Genomic DNA, 17536 nt, shown 5'->3' on the forward strand with positions numbered 1-17536 from the left:
AGCCAGATCGCGACGCAGGACCGGAACCCGCACCACCCCGCGACCTCGCTGACGCGCGACTCCCGCCGCGCGCGGTTCCCCGCGCCCCCGTTCTCGCACCGTCCCGCCGACGCCCGGCGCGGCGGGTCTCAGCCGATGTCCGTCGGGTCCACCCGGATCCGCACCGTCTCCGCCCCCCGCAGCGCCAGCCGCGCGATCTGCGCCGCCTTCAGCGCGGACGCCAGCGCGGCCCCCTGCCCCGGCGCGACCCGCACCAGCGCGCGCTCCACCCCCTCCTCCCGCGCTCCCCCGGAACCCCCGAGCCCCCCGGGACCCCCCGGACCCCCGGAACCCCCCGGCCCCCCGTGCGCCGGAACCGACACCAGCACCGGCCCCAGCACGTCCGCGCCCGCCGGGAGCCGCAGCAGCCCCAGCAGGTCCGCGACCGCCCGGGTCGGCCCCGTCACCGAGGCCATCCGCGAGACCGGCGGGAACCTGAGCTCCTCCCGCTCGTCGAGTTCCGTCCCGGCGTGCCCGGCCGGGTCCCACCGCACCAGCGCCTGCACGGCCCGCGCCGCCGGCTCCGCGACGACCACGACGGTGCCGCCCTCCCCGGCCGGGCGGACCAGCGCGGCGGCCGTCAGCCAGCGCCGCACCGCCTCCTCGCCGGCCCGCAGGTCGGGCCGGTTGAGCAGCGCCCAGCCGTCCAGCAGCAGCGCCGCCGCGTACCCGGGCCCGTCCGCGACCGGCTCCGCGCCGGGCGTGGCCAGCACCAGCGCGGGCGTGCCCGGCACCGTCGCCAGCACCGCGTCCCGCCCGGACGTCCGCACCGGGATGCGCGGGAACGCCTTGCCCAGCTCCTCCGCGGTGCGCCGCACGCCCACCACCGCGGCCCGCAGCCGGAACGACCCGCACTCGGCGCAGTGCCAGTCCGGCTCCGCCGTGCCGCACCAGGCGCAGACCGGCGCGGCGTCCGCCGCCGGCGACTGGAGCGGCCCGCCGCAGGCCCGGCAGCGGGCCGTCTCCCGGCAGTTCCCGCAGACCAGCCGGGGCGCGTAGCCCCGCCGCGGCACCTGGACCAGCACCGGCCCCCGGGCCAGCGCCTCCCGGGCGGTCTCCCAGGCCACTGACGGCAGCCGGGCCGCCTGGGCCGCCGCGTCCCGGGCCTGGTCGTGCTCGGTGACCGTGCGCACCCGGGGCGCGGTCCGGCGGACCGTCTCCCGGGCGGCGGCCAGCGGCCGGGCCCAGCCGGAGCGCAGCAGCTGCGCGGCCTCGACCGTCATCGACACGCCGCCCAGCAGCACCGCCGCGCCCTCCTCGGCGGCCCGCAGCAGCGCCACCTCCCGCACGTGCGGGTACGGCGCGTTGGGGTCGCTGTGGCTGCTGTCGCCGTCCGACCAGACCACCACCAGCCCGAGGTCGCGCACCGGTGCGAACACCGCCGCCCGGGTGCCGATCGCGGCCCGCACCGAGCCCCGGCTGACCGACAGCCAGCGCCGGTAGCGCTCCTGCGGGCCGGTCCCGGCGGCCAGCACCGCGTGCCGCCCCTCGCCGAGCAGCGCCCGCAGCGCCGCGTCCACCCGGGCCACCGCGCGCCCGTCGGGCAGCACCACCAGCGCGCCGCGCCCGGCGGCCAGGGTCGCGGCGACCGCCCGGGCGATCTCGGCCGGCCACTCGGGGCCGGGCAGCGCCGTCCAGACCGCGCGCGGGGCGTGCCCGCCCGCCAGCGAGCCGAGGAACTCGGGCCCGTGGACGTACCGCTCCCAGCTCCCGGCGGGGGGCGCGTCCGGCGGCGGCAGCGGGCGCGGTGACGGCTCGCCCTCCGCCCCGGCGTGCCGGGGCGGGATCGCCAGTTGCAGCACGTCCGCCAGCGTCCCGGCGTAGCGGTCGGCGACGGCCCGGCACAGCCGCAGCAGCTGCGGCGTCAGCACCTGCTCGGGTGACAGGACGCGGGCCAGCGGCGCCAGCGGGCCCGCGTAGTCGGAGTCGTCCCGCCGCTCGACCACGAACCCGTCGTGCAGCGCCCCGCCCTCGCGCCGCCCGTGCGCGCCGACCCGGCCGCCGAACCGCACCCGGACCCGGACGCCGGGCCGGGCGTCCGCGGACATCGCCTCGGGCACCGCGTAGTCGAAGTACTGGTCCAGGCTCAGCACGCCCTTGTCGACCAGCACCCGCGCCACCGGCTGCCGTTCGGCGGGCACCACGCCGCGCGCGGCCCGCGGCTTCGCCCGGCGCACCGTCTCCCGGATGAACGCCAGCTGCTCCCCGGGGCCGTCCGCGCTGCTCACGCCCCCAACCTAGCGGAACCCGCCGACAACGCCGGCGGCACGACGCAGCCGTCCGTCCGGGGGTCGGAACCCCCGGACGGACGGCTGCGGACGGAGCGGGCTCAGCTGGTGGCGGCGGCCTTCAGCGCGTCGACGCGGTCGGTGCGCTCCCAGGTGAAGTCCGGCAGCTCACGGCCGAAGTGGCCGTACGCGGCGGTCTGCTGGTAGATCGGGCGCAGCAGGTCCAGGTCGCGGATGATCGCGGCCGGGCGCAGGTCGAAGACCTTGGTGACGGCTTCCTGGATCTTGGTGACCGGGACGCTCTCGGTGCCGAAGGTCTCCACGAACAGGCCCACCGGCTCGGCCTTGCCGATCGCGTACGCGACCTGGACCTCGGCCCGGCGGGCCAGGCCCGCCGCGACGATGTTCTTCGCCACCCAGCGCATCGCGTACGCCGCCGAACGGTCCACCTTGGACGGGTCCTTGCCGGAGAAGGCGCCGCCGCCGTGGCGGGCCATGCCGCCGTACGTGTCGATGATGATCTTGCGGCCGGTCAGGCCCGCGTCGCCCATCGGCCCGCCGATCTCGAACCGCCCGGTCGGGTTGACCAGCAGCCGGTAGCCGTCGGTGGCGAGCTCGATGCCCTGCTCGGCCAGCGCCTTCAGCTCCGGCTCCACCACGAACTCCCGGATGTCCGGGGTGAGCAGCGAGTCCAGGTCGATGTCGCTGGCGTGCTGCGAGGACACCACCACGGTGTCCAGCCGCACCGCCCGGTCGCCGTCGTACTCGATGGTGACCTGGGTCTTGCCGTCGGGCCGCAGGTACGGGATCGTCCCGTTCTTGCGGACCTCGCTCAACCGCCGCGACAGCCGGTGCGCCAGCGTGATCGGCAGCGGCATCAGCTCCGGCGTGTCGTCGCACGCGTAACCGAACATCAGGCCCTGGTCGCCCGCGCCCTGCCGGTCCAGCTCGTCCTCGACGTCGCCTTCGACCCGGTGCTCGTGCGCGGTGTCCACGCCCTGCGCGATGTCCGGCGACTGCGCGCCGATCGACACCGACACGCCGCACGAGGCCCCGTCGAAGCCCTTCTTCGACGAGTCGTAGCCGATCTCCAGGATCTTCTCCCGGACCAGCTGCGCGATCGGCGCGTACGCCTTCGTGGTCACCTCGCCGGCGATGTGCACCAGACCCGTGGTGATCAGGGTCTCCACGGCCACGCGCGAGGTCGGGTCGTCCTTCAGGAGGGCGTCCAGGATGGTGTCGCTGATCTGGTCAGCGATCTTGTCGGGGTGTCCCTCGGTCACGGACTCCGAGGTGAACAGGCGGCGAGACACAGCGCTCCCTGGGGTTGCAGCGGCTGCTGACTGAATGCGCTCGGAAGTCCCGAGGCATCCGGAAAGACTTGATTCCTGGAGTGGAGTGTAACGGTCGGCTACCGATCGCGGGGCACTCCTGACGAAGGTCCGTCGTGTCCGGGACACGGATCACACCGGTGGATCTTCGCCGGTCAGGGCGGGTCGCGGCCGAACCGGCGGCTCCGCAAGATCCAACTACCGGGACAACTCGGGGCGTTGCGTCGGTTAACGCTCCGCCTCGGCGCCGTCGCGGGGCAGCCGGGCGGCGACCCGGTCCCAGATCGCGTCCGCCAGGATCTCCTTCGGCCCGTCCGCGATGTGGACTTCCGAGCCGTCCGCGCCGAGCAGCACGGCGCTGTTGGTGTCCCGGCCGAACGCCTTGCCGTCGCCGACCTCGTTGACCACCAGCAGGTCGCAGCCCTTGCGGGCGAGCTTGGCCCGGCCGTTGGCCAGCACGTCGTCGGTCTCGGCGGCGAAGCCGACCACCAGCTGCCCCGGGCGGGGGCGGTCGGCGGCGACCTCGGCCAGCACGTCGGGGTTGCGGACCAGCACGATCGGCGCGGGCTCGACCCCGTCCACCTTCTTGATCTTGCCGCCGGCGTACTCGGCGGGCCGGAAGTCGGCCACCGCGGCGGCCATCACCACCGCGTCGGCGTCCCCGGCGGCCTTCAGCACCGCCTCGCGCAGCTGCAGCGCGGTGCCGACCCGGACCACGTCCACCCCGGCCGGGTCGGGCAGCGCGGTGTTCGCGGCCACCAGGGTGACCCGGGCCCCGCGGGCCACCGCGGTGGCGGCCAGCGCGTAGCCCTGCTTGCCGGAGGAGCGGTTGCCGAGGAAGCGCACCGGGTCGAGCGGCTCGCGGGTGCCGCCCGCCGAGACCACCACGTGACGGCCGGTCAGGTCGCGCTCCAGCGGGCCGCGCTCCAGCAGCCGGCGGCAGACGGCGAAGACCTCGGCCGGGTCGGGCAGCCGGCCCTTGCCGGTGTCGACGCCGGTGAGGCGGCCCACGGCCGGCTCGATGACGACCGCGCCGCGCCGCCGCAGCGTGGCGACGTTCTCCCGGGTGGCGGGGTGCTCCCACATCTCGGTGTGCATGGCGGGCGCGAACACCACCGGGCAGCGGGCGGTCAGCAGGGTGTTGGTCAGCAGGTCGTCGGCCAGGCCGTGGGCGGCCTTCGCCAGCAGGTCCGCGGTGGCCGGGGCGACCACCACCAGGTCCGCCCGCTGCCCGATCCGCACGTGCGGGACCTCGTGCACCCGCTCCCAGGTCTCGGTCGCCGCCGGCCGCCCGGACAGCGCCGCCCAGGTCGCCTCCCCGACGAAGTGCAGCGCCGCCGCGGTCGGCACCACCGTCACCTCGTGCCCGGACTCGCTGAACCTCCGCAGCAGCTCACAGGCCTTGTAGGCGGCGATCCCGCCGCTCACGCCGAGGACCACACGGGACGCGTTCATGACGGTCGGCTCTCCTTGCTGCGACGCTGCGACGGGCTCGCGCCCACCTTACGGCCCCTCAGCGCGCGGCTGCGACGTGTCACCGCGCACACCCCGCGGGCCCCCGCAGCCCGACGTCCCGGCGGCCCCACGGCCCCGGGAACGACGGAGGGCCCGTCCGACGCGCTGCGGCGTCGGACGGGCCCTCCGGGGAGCGCGGGGCTCAGGCGCCCTCGACCGCCTCGGCGGTGAGCAGGCCGGCGTTGATCTCGCGGAGCGCGATCGACAGCGGCTTCTCGTGCACGTGGGTGTCGACCAGCGGGCCGACGTACTCCAGCAGGCCCTCGCCCAGCTGGGAGTAGTACGCGTTGATCTGGCGGGCCCGCTTGGCCGCGTAGATCACCAGGCTGTACTTGGAGTCGGTGGCCTCGAGCAGCTCGTCGATCGGCGGGTTGATGATGCCCTCGGGCGCGGTCATCGAAGAGGACACGCTGAACCTTCCGAAGTGGTTTTGTCAGACCGGCTGGGTGCAGCCGATCCGGTCAGGCTACACCGAGCAAGGCTAGCAGTTCGGCCGCTACCTGCTCGACGGAGGTGTTGACAAGGGTCGTGTCGAACTCCGCCTCGGCCGCCAGCTCGACCTTCGCCACCGCGAGCCGCTCGTCGATCACGTCCTGCGGCTCGGTGCCCCGGCCGGTGAGCCGGCGGACCAGCTCCTCCCAGCTCGGCGGGGCCAGGAAGACCAGCTGCGCCTCGGGCATCGACGCCTTGACCTGCCGGGCGCCCTGGAGGTCGATCTCCAGCAGCACCGGCTCGCCCTTGTCGAGCTTGTCGAGCACCGCCTGCCGCGGCGTCCCGTACCGGTTCCCGGCGAAGACCGCCCACTCCAGCAGCTCGCCGTTGGCCACCAGCTTGTCGAACTGCTCGTGGTCGACGAAGTGGTACTGCACGCCGTCGCGCTCACCGGGGCGCGGGTGCCGGGTCGTCGCCGACACCGACAGCCAGACCTCGGGGAACTGCTTCCTCATATGAGCGACGACCGTGCTCTTGCCGACCCCGGAGGGGCCGGAGAGCACGGTCAGCCGCGGACGCTCACTCATGCACCGATTATCCCGGATCGCGGAGGTTCCGCCGACACCGGCCTCCGGTCAGGAGGCGGCGCCGCCGAACTCGCGCTCCAGGGAGGCGATCTGGTTCGTACCGAGGCCGCGCACGCGACGGCTCTCGGAGATGCCCAGGCGCTCCATGATCTGCTTGGCGCGCACCTTGCCGACGCCCGGCAGGGACTCCAGCAGGGCGGAGACCTTCATCTTGCCGATGACCTCGTCGTCGGACTTGCCGGCCTTGATGACGTCGTGCAGCGAGGCGCCCGAGTGCTTCAGCCGGTTCTTGACGTCGGCCCGCTTCCGGCGAGCCTCGGCGGCCTTGGCGAGCGCGGCGGTGCGCTGTTCGGGAGTAAGGGGCGGAAGAGCCACGCCGTTCACCTCAGGTGTGGATGGAAGGGATGAGCCATGACTTGGTGGTGCCCGGACGCCACAGGCTCTGACCTGCGGAGGTGGCCGTGACCACCGCCAACTGGCGTCCTACCGCCGGACACTACCCAACTTGGGCCGCCGCGTCAGGAAAAGAACACGAAAAGTCCAGGTCAGCAGGGGCCGACCTGGGAGTTTTCCGGTCAAATCAACCGAGTTGGCGGCCGATTGCTCAGGCGTTTGTGACGCCCCTCACATCGTCGATGAACACCTGCGCGGCCTGCCGGAGCGCCGCCACCGACGGTCCGTGCCTGAGCACGTCCCGGCTGACCGAGGGCACCACGTTGCGCACCTGGTCGCCGAAGACCCGCGGCAGGTCGGCCGCGGTGGCGCCCTGCGCGCCCACCCCGGGGGCCAGCAGCGGGCCGTTGATCGCCAGGTCCACCCCGGCGTCCGCGAGGGTCGCGCCGACCACCGCGCCGAACGACCCGAGCGGCTCGGCGCCCGCGTTCTCCGCCGCCAGCCGGTCCAGCACCGCCTGCGCCACGCTCCGCCCGTCCGCGCCGACCGCCCGCTGCACCTCGTGCCCCTCCGGGTTGGAGGTCAGCGCCAGCGCGAACAGGCCGCAGCCGTTGGCGCGCGCCAGGTCCACGGCCGGCTGGAGCGAGCCGAAGCCCAGGTAGGGGCTGACGGTGAGCGCGTCGGAGAACAGCGGGCTGTCCGGCACCAGGAAGGTCTCGGCGTACGCGGCCATGGTCGAGCCGATGTCGCCGCGCTTGGCGTCCATCAGCACCAGCGCCCCGGCCACCCGGGCCTCGGCCACCGCGCGCTCCAGCACGGCGGTGCCGCGGCTGCCGAAGCGCTCGAAGAACGCGGACTGCGGCTTGAGCACCGCGACCCGGTCGGCCAGCGCCTCGACCACCGTGCGGGAGAAGGCCTCCAGCCCGGCCAGGTCGTCGTTCAGGCCCCAGGCGGTGAGCAGCGAGGCGTGCGGGTCGATGCCGACGCAGAGCGGGCCCCGGGTGTCGAGGGCGGCGCGCAGGCGGGTGCCGAAGGGCGTGGTGTCAGTCATCGCGGTCTCTCGTCGTCGTGGTCGTGGTGGTGCGGCGGGCGGGGCGGGTCTCAGCGGTTGCCCCGGCCGACCGCCTCGCCGATGGTGGTGTACCCGGCGGCGCGCAGCCGGGCCGACAGGCCCTTGTGCACCTTGCGCATCCAGAACGGGCCCTGGTAGATGAACGCGGAGTAGCCCTGGACCAGGTCGGCGCCGGCCAGGATGCGCTGCCAGGCGTCCTCGGCGGTCTCGATGCCGCCGACCGAGACGAGGGCGAGCCGGCCGTCGGTGCGCTTGCGCAGCCGCTCCAGCACCTCCAGCGAGCGCTCCTTGAGCGGGGCGCCGGAGAGGCCGCCCATGCCGATCTCGGTGACCCGTTCGGCGGGGGTGCGCAGGCCCTCGCGGCCGATGGTGGTGTTGGTGGCGATGATGCCGTCCAGGCCGAGGTGCAGGGCCATGTCGGCGATCTCGTCGATGTCCTCGTCGGCGAGGTCGGGGGCGATCTTCACCAGCAGCGGCACGTGGTGGCGGGTGACCTCGTCGGCGGCCTTGCGGACGTCCCACAGCAGCGGCCCGAGCACCTGGACGGCCTGGAGGTTGCGCAGCCCGGGGGTGTTCGGCGAGGAGACGTTGACGACCAGGTAGTCGGCGTGGGGGGCGAGCGCCCGGGCGCTCTTCAGGTAGTCGGCCGTCGCCTCGTCCTCCGGCACGGCCTTGGTCTTGCCGATGTTGACGCCGATGACGGGGGTGCTGGTGGTGTGCGGGCGGGCGGCGAGGCGGGCGGCGACCCGGGCCGAGCCCTGGTTGTTGAAGCCCATCCGGTTGATCAGCGCCCGGTCCTCGACCAGGCGGAACAGCCGGGGCGCCGGGTTGCCGGGCTGCGGCTCGCCGGTGACGGTGCCGATCTCGACGAAGTCGAAGCCGAGCATGGACAGGCCGTCGATGCCGATGCCGTCCTTGTCGAAGCCCGCGCCGAGGCCGAACGGGCCGGGCAGGTCGAGGCCGAGCGCGGTGGTGCGCAGCCGGGGGTCGCGCGGGGCGAGCAGGGCCCGCACCAGCGTGCGCAGGCCGGGCACCGAGCGGGCCAGCCGGATCCAGAAGAAGGCCAGGTGGTGGGCCTTCTCCGGGTCCATCTTCTTGAACACCAGGTGGAACAGGAGCTTGTACATCGCGGGGGTGACCTCCGTCAGCCGAGCCGGACCGGGACATGGACGTGGGGGGCACCCGGTGACCGGACCGGCGTGCCCCCCACGGGTTCGGCCTTAGCTGCGGCCGGAGTTGATCAGGGCGGCGTGCTCCTGGAGCGACATCACGCCGATCTCGCCGCGCCGCAGCTCGGCGATGCCCTGGACGGCCGCGCCCATCGCCTGCACGGTGGTCAGGCAGGGCACGCCCCGGGAGACCGCGGCGGTGCGGATCTCGTAGCCGTCGAGGCGGCCGCCGGTGCCGTACGGGGTGTTGATGATCAGGTCGACCCCGCCCTCGTGGATCAGCTGGACGATGGTCTTCTCGCCGTCCGGGCCCACGCCGTCGGAGTGCTTGCGCACCACGGTGGCGGGGATGCCGCCGCGCTGGAGCACCTCGGCGGTGCCGGTGGTGGCGAGCAGTTCGAAGCCGAGCTCGACCAGCGCGCGGGCCGGGAAGACCAGGTTGCGCTTGTCGCGGTTGGCGACCGAGACGAACACCTTGCCCTTGGTGGGCAGGGCGCCGTACGCGCCGGCCTGGGACTTGGCGTACGCGGTGCCGAAGACCCGGTCGATGCCCATGACCTCGCCGGTGGAGCGCATCTCGGGGCCGAGCACGGTGTCCACGCCGCGGCCGTGCACGTCGCGGAAGCGCGACCACGGCATCACGGCCTCCTTGACCGAGATCGGCGCGTCGGCGGGCAGCGTGCCGCCGTCGCCCTCCCGGGGCAGCAGGCCCTCGGCGCGCAGCTCGGCGACGGTGGCGCCGAGCGAGATCCGGGCGGCGGCCTTGGCCAGCGGGACGGCGGTGGCCTTGGAGGTGAACGGCACGGTGCGGGAGGCGCGCGGGTTGGCCTCCAGCACGTACAGGATGTCGCCGGAGAGCGCGAACTGGATGTTGATCAGGCCGCGCACGCCGACGCCCTTGGCGATGCCCTCGGTGGCCGAGCGCAGCCGCTTGATGTCGTACCCGCCGAGGGTGATCGGGGGCAGCGCGCAGGCGGAGTCGCCGGAGTGGATGCCGGCCTCCTCGATGTGCTCCATGACGCCGCCGAGGTACAGCTCCTCGCCGTCGTAGAGGGCGTCGACGTCGATCTCGACCGCGTCGTCGAGGAAGCGGTCGATCAGCACGGGGTGCTCGGAGATCAGGCCGGCGTGCCGCTCCAGGTAGGAGGCGAGCGAGGGCTCGTCGTAGACAATCTCCATGCCGCGGCCGCCGAGCACGTAGGACGGGCGGGCCAGCACGGGGTAGCCGATCTCGTCGGCGATCGCCTTGGCCTCCTCGAAGGAGAACGCGGTGCCGTGCTTGGGCGCGGGCAGGCCGGCGTCGCGCAGCACCCGGCCGAACGCGCCGCGCTCCTCGGCGAGGTGGATCGCCTCCGGCGGGGTGCCGACGATCGGCACGCCGTTGTCCTTGAGCGCCTGCGCCAGGCCCAGCGGGGTCTGGCCGCCGAGCTGCACGATCACGCCGGCCAGCGGTCCGGCCTGCTGCTCGGCGTGGACGATCTCCAGCACGTCCTCCAGGGTGAGCGGCTCGAAGTAGAGCCGGTCGGAGGTGTCGTAGTCGGTGGAGACGGTCTCCGGGTTGCAGTTGACCATCACGGTCTCGTACCCGGCGTCGGCGAGCGCGAAGGAGGCGTGCACGCAGGAGTAGTCGAACTCGATGCCCTGGCCGATCCGGTTCGGGCCGGAGCCCAGGATGATCACGGCGGGCTTGGTGCGCGGGGCGACCTCGTTCTCCTCGTCGTAGGACGAGTAGAAGTACGGGGTCCGGGCGGCGAACTCGGCGGCGCAGGTGTCGACGGTCTTGAAGACCGGGCGGATGCCGAGCGCGTGCCGCACCTCGCGGACCACGTCGGCCCGCAGGCCGCGGATCTCGGCGATCTGCTGGTCGGAGAAGCCGTGCCGCTTGGCGTGCCGCAGCAGCTCCGGGTCGAGCTTGTCGCCGTCGGCGAGCTCGGTGGCGATCTCGTGGATCAGGAAGAGCTGGTCGACGAACCACGGGTCGATCTTCGTGGACTCGAAGACCTCCTCGGGGGTGGCGCCGGCCCGGATCGCCTGCATGACGGTGTTGATCCGGCCGTCGGTCGGGACCTGGGCCTTGACCAGCAGCTCGGCCTTGTCGCCCGGCTCGCCGACCCAGCTGAACTGGGAGCCCTTCTTCTCCAGCGAGCGCAGCGCCTTGTTCAGCGCCTCGGGGAAGTTGCGGCCCATCGCCATGGCCTCGCCGACCGACTTCATGGTGGTGGTCAGCGTGGCGTCGGCGGACGGGAACTTCTCGAACGCGAAGCGCGGCACCTTGACGACGACGTAGTCGAGGGACGGCTCGAAGGAGGCCGGGGTCTGCTCGGTGATGTCGTTGGGGATCTCGTCCAGCGTGTAGCCGACGGCGAGCTTCGCGGCGATCTTGGCGATCGGGAAGCCGGTCGCCTTGGAGGCCAGCGCGGAGGAGCGCGAGACGCGCGGGTTCATCTCGATGACGATGACCCGGCCGTCGGCGGGGTTGACCGCGAACTGGATGTTGCAGCCGCCGGTGTCGACGCCGACCTCGCGGATCACCGCGATGCCGATGTCGCGCAGGATCTGGTACTCGCGGTCGGTGAGCGTCATCGCCGGGGCGACGGTGATCGAGTCGCCGGTGTGCACGCCCATCGGGTCGAAGTTCTCGATGGAGCAGACCACCACGACGTTGTCGTGCTTGTCGCGCATCAGCTCCAGCTCGTACTCCTTCCAGCCGAGGATGGACTCCTCCAGGAGCACCTCGGTGGTCGGCGAGAGGGTCAGTCCCTGGCCGGCGATCCGGCGCAGGTCCTCCTCGTCGTGCGCGAAGCCGGAGCCGGCGCCGCCCATGGTGAAGGAGGGGCGGACCACGACCGGGTAGCCGCCGAGGGTGTCGACGCCGGCGAGGACGTCCTCCATCGAGTGGCAGATCACCGAGCGGGCGGACTCGCCGTGGCCGATCTTGGCGCGGACGGCCTCGACCACGCCCTTGAACAGCTCGCGGTCCTCGCCCTTGTTGATCGCCTCGACGTCGGCGCCGATCAGCTCGACGTCGTACTTCTCCAGCGTGCCCGCCTTGTGCAGCGAGATCGCGGTGTTCAGCGCGGTCTGGCCGCCCAGGGTCGGCAGCAGCGCGTCGGGGCGCTCCTTGGCGATGATCTTCTCGACGAACTCCGGGGTGATCGGCTCGACGTAGGTGGCGTCGGCGATCTCCGGGTCGGTCATGATGGTGGCCGGGTTGGAGTTGACCAGGATCACCCGCAGGCCCTCGGCCTTGAGCACCCGGCAGGCCTGCGTGCCCGAGTAGTCGAACTCCGCCGCCTGGCCGATGACGATCGGACCGGAGCCGATCACCAGGACGGACTTGATGTCGGTGCGCTTAGGCACGCTGGCCCTCCATGAGCGAGACGAAGCGGTCGAAGAGGTAGGCGGCGTCGTGCGGGCCGGCCGCCGCTTCGGGGTGGTACTGCACGCTGAAGGCGGGGGTGTCGAGTGCCTGGAGGCCCTCGACCACGTCGTCGTTGAGGCAGACGTGGGAGACCTCGACCCGCCCGAAGGGGGTGTCGCTCACCCGGTCCAGCGGCGCGTCCACGGCGAAGCCGTGGTTGTGGGCGGTCACCTCGACCTTGCCGGTGGCGCGGTCCTGCACCGGCTGGTTGATGCCGCGGTGGCCGTACTTGAGCTTGTAGGTGCCGAACCCGAGGGCCCGGCCCAGGAGCTGGTTGCCGAAGCAGATGCCGAAGAACGGGGTCTTCTTGGCCAGCACGCCGCGCAGCACCTCGACCTGCCGGTCGGCGGTGGCCGGGTCGCCGGGGCCGTTGGAGAAGAACACGCCGTCGGGCCGCACGGCGTAGATGTCCTCCACCGAGCTGTTCGCGGGCAGCACGTGCACCTCGATGCCGCGCTCGGCCATCCGCTGCGGGGTCATGCCCTTGATCCCGAGGTCGAGGGCGGCGACGGTGAACTTCTTCTCGCCGACCGCCGGGACGACGTAGGCCTCCTTGGTGGCGACCTCGGCGCACAGGTCGGCGCCCTTCATCTCCGGGGCCTGCTGCACCTTGGCCAGCAGCTCGGCCCGGTCGGCGACGGCCGGGCCGGAGAAGATGCCGACCCGCATCGCGCCGCGCTCGCGCAGGTGGCGGGTGAGCGCGCGGGTGTCGATCCCGCTGATGCCGACCACGCCCTGGCGCTCCAGCTCCTCGTCCAGCGAGCGCTTCGAGCGCCAGTTGGAGGGGACCCGGGCGGGGTCGCGGACCACGTAGCCGGCGACCCAGATCCGCTGCGACTCGTCGTCCTCGTCGTTCCAGCCGGTGTTGCCGATCTGCGGGGCGGTCATCACGACCACCTGGCGGTGGTAGGACGGGTCGGTCAGGGTCTCCTGGTAACCGGACATGCCGGTGTTGAAGACCGCCTCGCCGAAGGTCTCGCCGACCGCGCCGTACGCCTGGCCGCGGAAGGTCCGGCCGTCCTCCAGGACGAGCACGGCGGGCACGCGCTCCTGCCTGGTGCGCTGCGAGGTGGGGGCAGGTGCGGTCATGTGGCGGCCTCTTCCGTCTTCGTCGTCTTCGTACGTGTCACTAGTGCCTGCACGGCCTCGACCCAGTCGTCGTGCGCGGCGGCGGCGTCCAGGCGGAAGCCGCTCTCCAGCTCGCTCCCGCCGAGCCGCCAGCCGACCACCAGCAGTCCGCTCGGCACGACCTTCCCGGCGAGGCCGGAGTCGGTGCGGGCGCCGGTGAGCGCGGCGGCCGGGATCCACAGGTCGTCCTCGCCGGGGCGGCGGGCCAGCAGGCCCCGCTCGGTGAGCGTGAGTTCGGCCAGGCTGCGCCTGCCCAGGCCGTGCGCGACGACCCGGTCCAGCCAGTTCCCGGCGGTGGTGGAGCCGTGGTAGCGGCCGGGCGCCGCCAGCAGCGCCGGGCCGGGGTCCTGCGGTGCGGGCTCCGGCGCGGGCAGGTCGGACTGGAGCGTGCGCCGCCAGTTCCAGCCCTGCCGCATCAGCCAGTACACCAGCGCGATCAGGATCAACAGGCCGACCGTGGCGCCGATGTACCCGGGCCAGTCGGTGACGCGGCCCTTCTCGGTGGCCAGCAGCATCAGCGCTCGACCAGCTCTCCGGCCAGCACGGTCGCCTCACCGCGGAGGAAGGTGGCGTGCACCCGGCCGGGCAGGTCCGTCCCCCGGTACGGGCTGTTGCGGGAGCGGGTGGCGAAGGTGTCGGGGTTCACCACTCCACGGTACGCGGGATCGAACAGCACCAGGTTGGCGGGCTCGCCCACCGAGACCGACCGTCCGTGGCCGCTCAGCCGCCCGATCCGGGCCGGGCGGTGCGACATCCGGTCCGCGACGCCCTCCCAGTTCAGCAGGCCGGTGTCGACCATGGTCTGCTGCACGACCGACAGCGCGGTCTCCAGCCCGACCATGCCCATCGCGGCGACCGTCCAGGCGCAGTCCTTGTCCGCGGCGGGGTGCGGGGCGTGGTCGGTGGCGACGGCGTCGATGGTGCCGTCGGCCAGCGCCTCGCGCAGCGCCTCGACGTCGGCGGCGGTGCGCAGCGGCGGGTTGACCTTGTACACCGGGTCGTTGCTGCGCACCATCTCGTCGGTGAGCAGCAGGTGGTGCGGGGTGACCTCGGCGGTGACGTCCCAGCCGCGGCCCTTGGCCCAGCGGACGATCTCGACCGACCCGGCGGTGGACAGGTGGCAGACGTGCACCCGGGCGCCGAGGTGGGCGGCGAGCAGCACGTCCCGGGCGATGATCGACTCCTCGGCGACGGCGGGCCAGCCGGGCAGGCCCAGCTCGTCGGAGACGGCGCCCTCGTTCATCTGGGCGCCCTCGGTCAGCCGGGGCTCCTGGGCGTGCTGGGCGATCACGCCGCCGACGGTCCGCACGTACTCCAGGGCGCGGCGCATGAGCACCGGGTCGTCCACGCACTTGCCGTCGTCGGAGAACACCCGGACCGCGGCGGCGGAGTCGTGCATCGCGCCGAGGTCGGCGAGCTCCTTGCCCTCCAGGCCGACGGTGACGGCGCCGACCGGCTGCACGTCGCAGTAGCCGGAGGCCCGGCCGAGCCGCCAGACCCGCTCGACCACCTCGGCGCTGTCGGCGACCGGGGAGGTGTTGGCCATCGCGTGCACCGCGGTGTAGCCGCCCATGGCGGCGGCCCGGGTGCCGGTGAGCACGGTCTCGGCGTCCTCCCGGCCGGGCTCGCGCAGGTGGGTGTGCAGGTCGACCAGGCCGGGCAGGGCGACCAGGCCGTGCGCGTCGAGGTCGATGTCGGCCGTGACGTCCAGGTCCTCGCCGATCGCGGCGAAGACGCCGTCGGCGATGTGGATGTCCCGGGGGGCGCCGCCGAGGATCTGGGCGTTGCGGATCAGGTAGGTGGTCACTGGGCGGCCTCCTGGGGGTCGGGGGTGCGGGGAGCGTCGGTGTCGGTCGCCGGGCCGGGGGCGCGGCGCGGGGCGGCCGCGGCGCCGTCGGGGCCGGGGTCGGGGTGGCGCTGCACGCGGCGCTACTGCGCGGGTTCGGGGTCGGCGGCGAGGGCCTGGGAGGAGCGGGCCGCGTAGTCGCGGTCGCCCAGCAGGACGGCGTCCAGCCCGTCGGACTCGGCCAGCCGGACCTGTACGGCCTCGCGCAGCGAGGTGGGCAGGTTCTTGCCCACGTAGTCGGCGCGGATGGGCAGTTCGCGGTGGCCGCGGTCGACCAGGACGGCCAGCCGGACGGCGCGCGGGCGGCCGATGTCGTTGAGCGCGTCGAGCGCGGCGCGGATCGTCCGGCCGGAGAACAGCACGTCGTCGACCATGACCACCAGCTTGCCGTCGATGCCGCCGGGCGGGATCTCGGTGTGCTCCTGGGCCCGTGCGGGCTTCAGCCGCAGGTCGTCCCGGTACATGGTGATGTCCAGCGTCCCGAGCGGGATCTCCCGGCCGGTGATCTGGGCCAGCTTGCCCTGGAGCCGGCGGGCCAGGTGGACGCCGCGGGTGTGGATGCCGAGCAGCACGACGTCCTCGGCGCCCTTGGCGCGTTCGACGATCTCGTGCGCGATCCGGGTGACGACCCGGGCGATGTCGGTGGCGTCCAGCACCTGGTGCGGGGCGCGGGGGGTGGAACTGGGTGTGGTCATGCCGGAGCGGACCTCCTTCCCCGCCTCACGGGACGGGTCTTAAAGGATGTCTGGACTGGTTTCCGACCGCAGCCGGAGCCTCGCCCATGGTAGCAGCGTGCTGATCGCGGCCCGTTCGCCGCCCGTTCGCACGAGTGCCCCATTCGGCTTGACGCGCCACCCTCACTCTACGTAACCTCACAGTGAGTTACGAAGATGCGCCGCAGTGGCCCTCGTCACTCACATTTCAGCGCACGCGAAGCAATCTCGTCCGGGGAGATCCATTGTCCAGCGACTACGCGAAGCAGCTCGGAGCCAAGCTCCGGGCGATCCGCACTCAGCAGGGGCTCTCCCTGCACGGCGTCGAGGAGAAGTCCCAGGGTCGCTGGAAGGCTGTGGTCGTCGGCTCCTACGAGCGCGGCGACCGCGCGGTCACCGTGCAGCGCCTCGCCGAGCTGGCCGAGTTCTACGGCGTCCCGGTGCAGGAGCTGCTGCCCGGCGGCACCCCGGGCGGGGCCGCCGAGCCGCCGCCGCGCCTGGTCCTCGACCTGGAGCGGCTGACCCAGGTCCCGTCCGAGAAGGCCGGCCCGCTGCAGCGCTACGCCGCGACCATCCAGTCGCAGCGCGGCGACTACAACGGCAAGGTGCTCTCGATCCGCCAGGACGACCTGCGCACCCTGGCCGTCATCTACGACCAGTCCCCCTCGATCCTCACCGAGCAGCTGATCAGCTGGGGCGTGCTGAACCCGGACGCGCGCCGCGCGGTCCGCGAGGAGGACGCGAGCTGACCTCGGTCGGCCGCTCGTCCGTTTGAAGAAACGTCACAGCGGGGCGGGGCACCGGAAACGACCGGTCTCCCGCCCCGCCGTCACACCCGAGCCGCCCGCCGGGCGGCTCAGACCACCGTGCCCAGGCTGAACCCGGGGGCCGCCGCCACCCCGGCCACCGCCAGCTCGGCCGGCGACCACTCCTGGCCGGTGCTCCGCCAGGCCCAGGCCACCTGCCGGTACTCCCCGCACAGCGCGCCCGAGCCCTGCGTCCCGTGCAGCACGGCGGCGCCCGGCAGTTCGCGGTAGAGCCCGGCGCACAGCACCGCGGTGACCAGGTCCAGGTCCTCGTCGTTGATCCGCACCGCGCCGTCCTCCCAGTGCAGCACCCGGGCCCGGGCCTCCAGCGGCCCGGACGGCGCGTCCACCACCACCCGGAACTCGTACGCCCCGCAGCCCGCCCCGACCAGCACCCGCCGGAACACCTCGGACGCCTGCTGGTACGTCCAGCGCGCCCGCGGCTCGGCCACCGCGCCCGCCGTCCCGCACAGCGCCCCGTCCATCAGCAGGTCCGCGTACCGGAGCGTCAGCCCGCCCTCGCGGGCCCGGACCAGCCGCGGCAGGAAGTCCGGCAGGTCCTCGCCGCGGTACGTCACCAGCTGGGTCTGCAGCGGCGGGTTGACCAGGTAGCCGTCCCGCGCGGCCTGCTCCCGCACGTCCAGCCCGTGCAGCAGGCAGTAGTCGGCGAAGTCCTGCGGGTGGAACATCCGGGCCCGGACGGTGCCGTACTCCTCGACCGCCCCGGCCAGCAGTTCCCCGGCCTCCCGCAGGTACGTGGCGTAGTCCGGCGCGTCCGTCACCCGCCAGGCCCGCACCCGCTCGAAGTCCGCCTCGCCGGTCAGGATGCCCGTCACGAAGACCTCCCCGCCCCGGT

General features: G+C 73.5%; 15 protein-coding genes. 1 reads left to right on the forward strand and 14 read right to left on the reverse strand.

Annotated features, from left to right (window positions below; translation table 11 throughout):
- Positions 1 to 128: 128 nt before the first annotated feature.
- The 13 genes from K353_RS25280 to pyrR form a co-directional block, all read right to left on the reverse strand.
- Positions 129 to 2267: a primosomal protein N' gene (locus K353_RS25280; RefSeq protein WP_111555843.1), complete on the reverse strand. Its 2139-nt coding sequence runs from the start codon at positions 2265 to 2267 to the stop codon at positions 129 to 131.
- A gap of 101 nt (positions 2268 to 2368) precedes the next feature.
- Positions 2369 to 3580 (reverse strand): methionine adenosyltransferase, encoded by a 1212-nt coding sequence (metK, locus tag K353_RS25285; protein WP_111555844.1) that lies wholly within the window; start codon positions 3578 to 3580, stop codon positions 2369 to 2371.
- A gap of 246 nt (positions 3581 to 3826) precedes the next feature.
- Positions 3827 to 5053, reverse strand: coding sequence for a bifunctional phosphopantothenoylcysteine decarboxylase/phosphopantothenate--cysteine ligase CoaBC (gene coaBC, locus K353_RS25290; protein WP_111555845.1), 1227 nt, complete (start codon positions 5051 to 5053; stop codon positions 3827 to 3829).
- A gap of 202 nt (positions 5054 to 5255) precedes the next feature.
- Positions 5256 to 5522: a DNA-directed RNA polymerase subunit omega gene (gene rpoZ / locus K353_RS25295; RefSeq protein ID WP_030459184.1), complete on the reverse strand. Its 267-nt coding sequence runs from the start codon at positions 5520 to 5522 to the stop codon at positions 5256 to 5258.
- Between the two features lie 52 nt (positions 5523 to 5574).
- Positions 5575 to 6132 carry a guanylate kinase gene (gene gmk / locus K353_RS25300; protein ID WP_111555846.1) on the reverse strand — a complete coding sequence of 186 codons (558 nt, stop codon included), beginning with the start codon at positions 6130 to 6132 and terminating at the stop codon, positions 5575 to 5577.
- A gap of 48 nt (positions 6133 to 6180) precedes the next feature.
- A complete protein-coding gene (gene mihF, locus K353_RS25305; RefSeq protein WP_030459182.1) occupies positions 6181 to 6507 on the reverse strand; it encodes an integration host factor, actinobacterial type in 327 nt (108 codons plus the stop codon).
- Positions 6508 to 6736: 229 nt separating this feature from the next.
- Positions 6737 to 7576 carry an orotidine-5'-phosphate decarboxylase gene (pyrF, locus tag K353_RS25310; protein WP_111555847.1) on the reverse strand — a complete coding sequence of 280 codons (840 nt, stop codon included), beginning with the start codon at positions 7574 to 7576 and terminating at the stop codon, positions 6737 to 6739.
- A 50-nt stretch (positions 7577 to 7626) separates the two neighbouring features.
- The gene (locus K353_RS25315; RefSeq protein WP_111555848.1) at positions 7627 to 8724 is read right to left on the reverse strand and encodes a quinone-dependent dihydroorotate dehydrogenase; all 1098 of its coding nucleotides are present in this window, start codon (positions 8722 to 8724) and stop codon (positions 7627 to 7629) included.
- A gap of 93 nt (positions 8725 to 8817) precedes the next feature.
- Positions 8818 to 12126: a carbamoyl-phosphate synthase large subunit gene (carB, locus tag K353_RS25320; RefSeq protein ID WP_111555849.1), complete on the reverse strand. Its 3309-nt coding sequence runs from the start codon at positions 12124 to 12126 to the stop codon at positions 8818 to 8820.
- On the reverse strand, positions 12119 to 13276 hold the full coding sequence (gene carA, locus K353_RS25325) for a glutamine-hydrolyzing carbamoyl-phosphate synthase small subunit (RefSeq protein WP_111555850.1): 1158 nt from the start codon (positions 13274 to 13276) through the stop codon (positions 12119 to 12121). The genes carB and carA overlap by 8 nt, the downstream gene beginning before the upstream one ends.
- Positions 13273 to 13830 carry a hypothetical protein gene (locus K353_RS25330; RefSeq protein WP_111555851.1) on the reverse strand — a complete coding sequence of 186 codons (558 nt, stop codon included), beginning with the start codon at positions 13828 to 13830 and terminating at the stop codon, positions 13273 to 13275. The genes carA and K353_RS25330 overlap by 4 nt, the downstream gene beginning before the upstream one ends.
- Positions 13830 to 15122 carry a dihydroorotase gene (locus K353_RS25335; RefSeq protein ID WP_111555852.1) on the reverse strand — a complete coding sequence of 431 codons (1293 nt, stop codon included), beginning with the start codon at positions 15120 to 15122 and terminating at the stop codon, positions 13830 to 13832. Before K353_RS25335 ends, K353_RS25330 begins: the two co-directional genes overlap by 1 nt.
- A gap of 122 nt (positions 15123 to 15244) precedes the next feature.
- Positions 15245 to 15856 (reverse strand): bifunctional pyr operon transcriptional regulator/uracil phosphoribosyltransferase PyrR, encoded by a 612-nt coding sequence (pyrR, locus tag K353_RS25340; protein WP_111555853.1) that lies wholly within the window; start codon positions 15854 to 15856, stop codon positions 15245 to 15247.
- 263 nt (positions 15857 to 16119) lie between these two features.
- Here pyrR and K353_RS25345 point away from each other — a divergent pair, with 263 nt between their 5' ends.
- Entirely contained in the window at positions 16120 to 16623 is a 504-nt protein-coding gene (locus K353_RS25345; protein ID WP_030459171.1) for a transcriptional regulator, read from the forward strand.
- A gap of 107 nt (positions 16624 to 16730) precedes the next feature.
- On the opposite strand, the gene K353_RS25350 is transcribed toward K353_RS25345, so the two are convergent.
- On the reverse strand, positions 16731 to 17516 hold the full coding sequence (locus tag K353_RS25350; RefSeq protein ID WP_111555854.1) for a hypothetical protein: 786 nt from the start codon (positions 17514 to 17516) through the stop codon (positions 16731 to 16733).
- Between the last annotated feature and the right edge of the window lie 20 nt (positions 17517 to 17536).

This window comes from Kitasatospora sp. SolWspMP-SS2h, from assembly GCF_003259315.1.
In the GTDB taxonomy this organism is placed as follows: domain Bacteria; phylum Actinomycetota; class Actinomycetes; order Streptomycetales; family Streptomycetaceae; genus Kitasatospora; species Kitasatospora fiedleri.

Bases quoted from the DNA above. Each gene is read 5' to 3' on its own strand.
- coaBC (WP_111555845.1), bottom strand. From the start codon at position 5,053: ATGAACGCGTCCCGTGTGGTCCTCGGCGTGAGCGGCGGGATCGCCGCC.
- gmk (WP_111555846.1), bottom strand. From the start codon at position 6,132: ATGAGTGAGCGTCCGCGGCTGACCGTGCTCTCCGGCCCCTCCGGGGTC.
- pyrF (WP_111555847.1), bottom strand. From the start codon at position 7,576: ATGACTGACACCACGCCCTTCGGCACCCGCCTGCGCGCCGCCCTCGAC.
- K353_RS25315 (WP_111555848.1), bottom strand. From the start codon at position 8,724: ATGTACAAGCTCCTGTTCCACCTGGTGTTCAAGAAGATGGACCCGGAG.
- carA (WP_111555850.1), bottom strand. From the start codon at position 13,276: ATGACCGCACCTGCCCCCACCTCGCAGCGCACCAGGCAGGAGCGCGTG.
- K353_RS25330 (WP_111555851.1), bottom strand. From the start codon at position 13,830: ATGCTGCTGGCCACCGAGAAGGGCCGCGTCACCGACTGGCCCGGGTAC.
- pyrR (WP_111555853.1), bottom strand. From the start codon at position 15,856: ATGACCACACCCAGTTCCACCCCCCGCGCCCCGCACCAGGTGCTGGAC.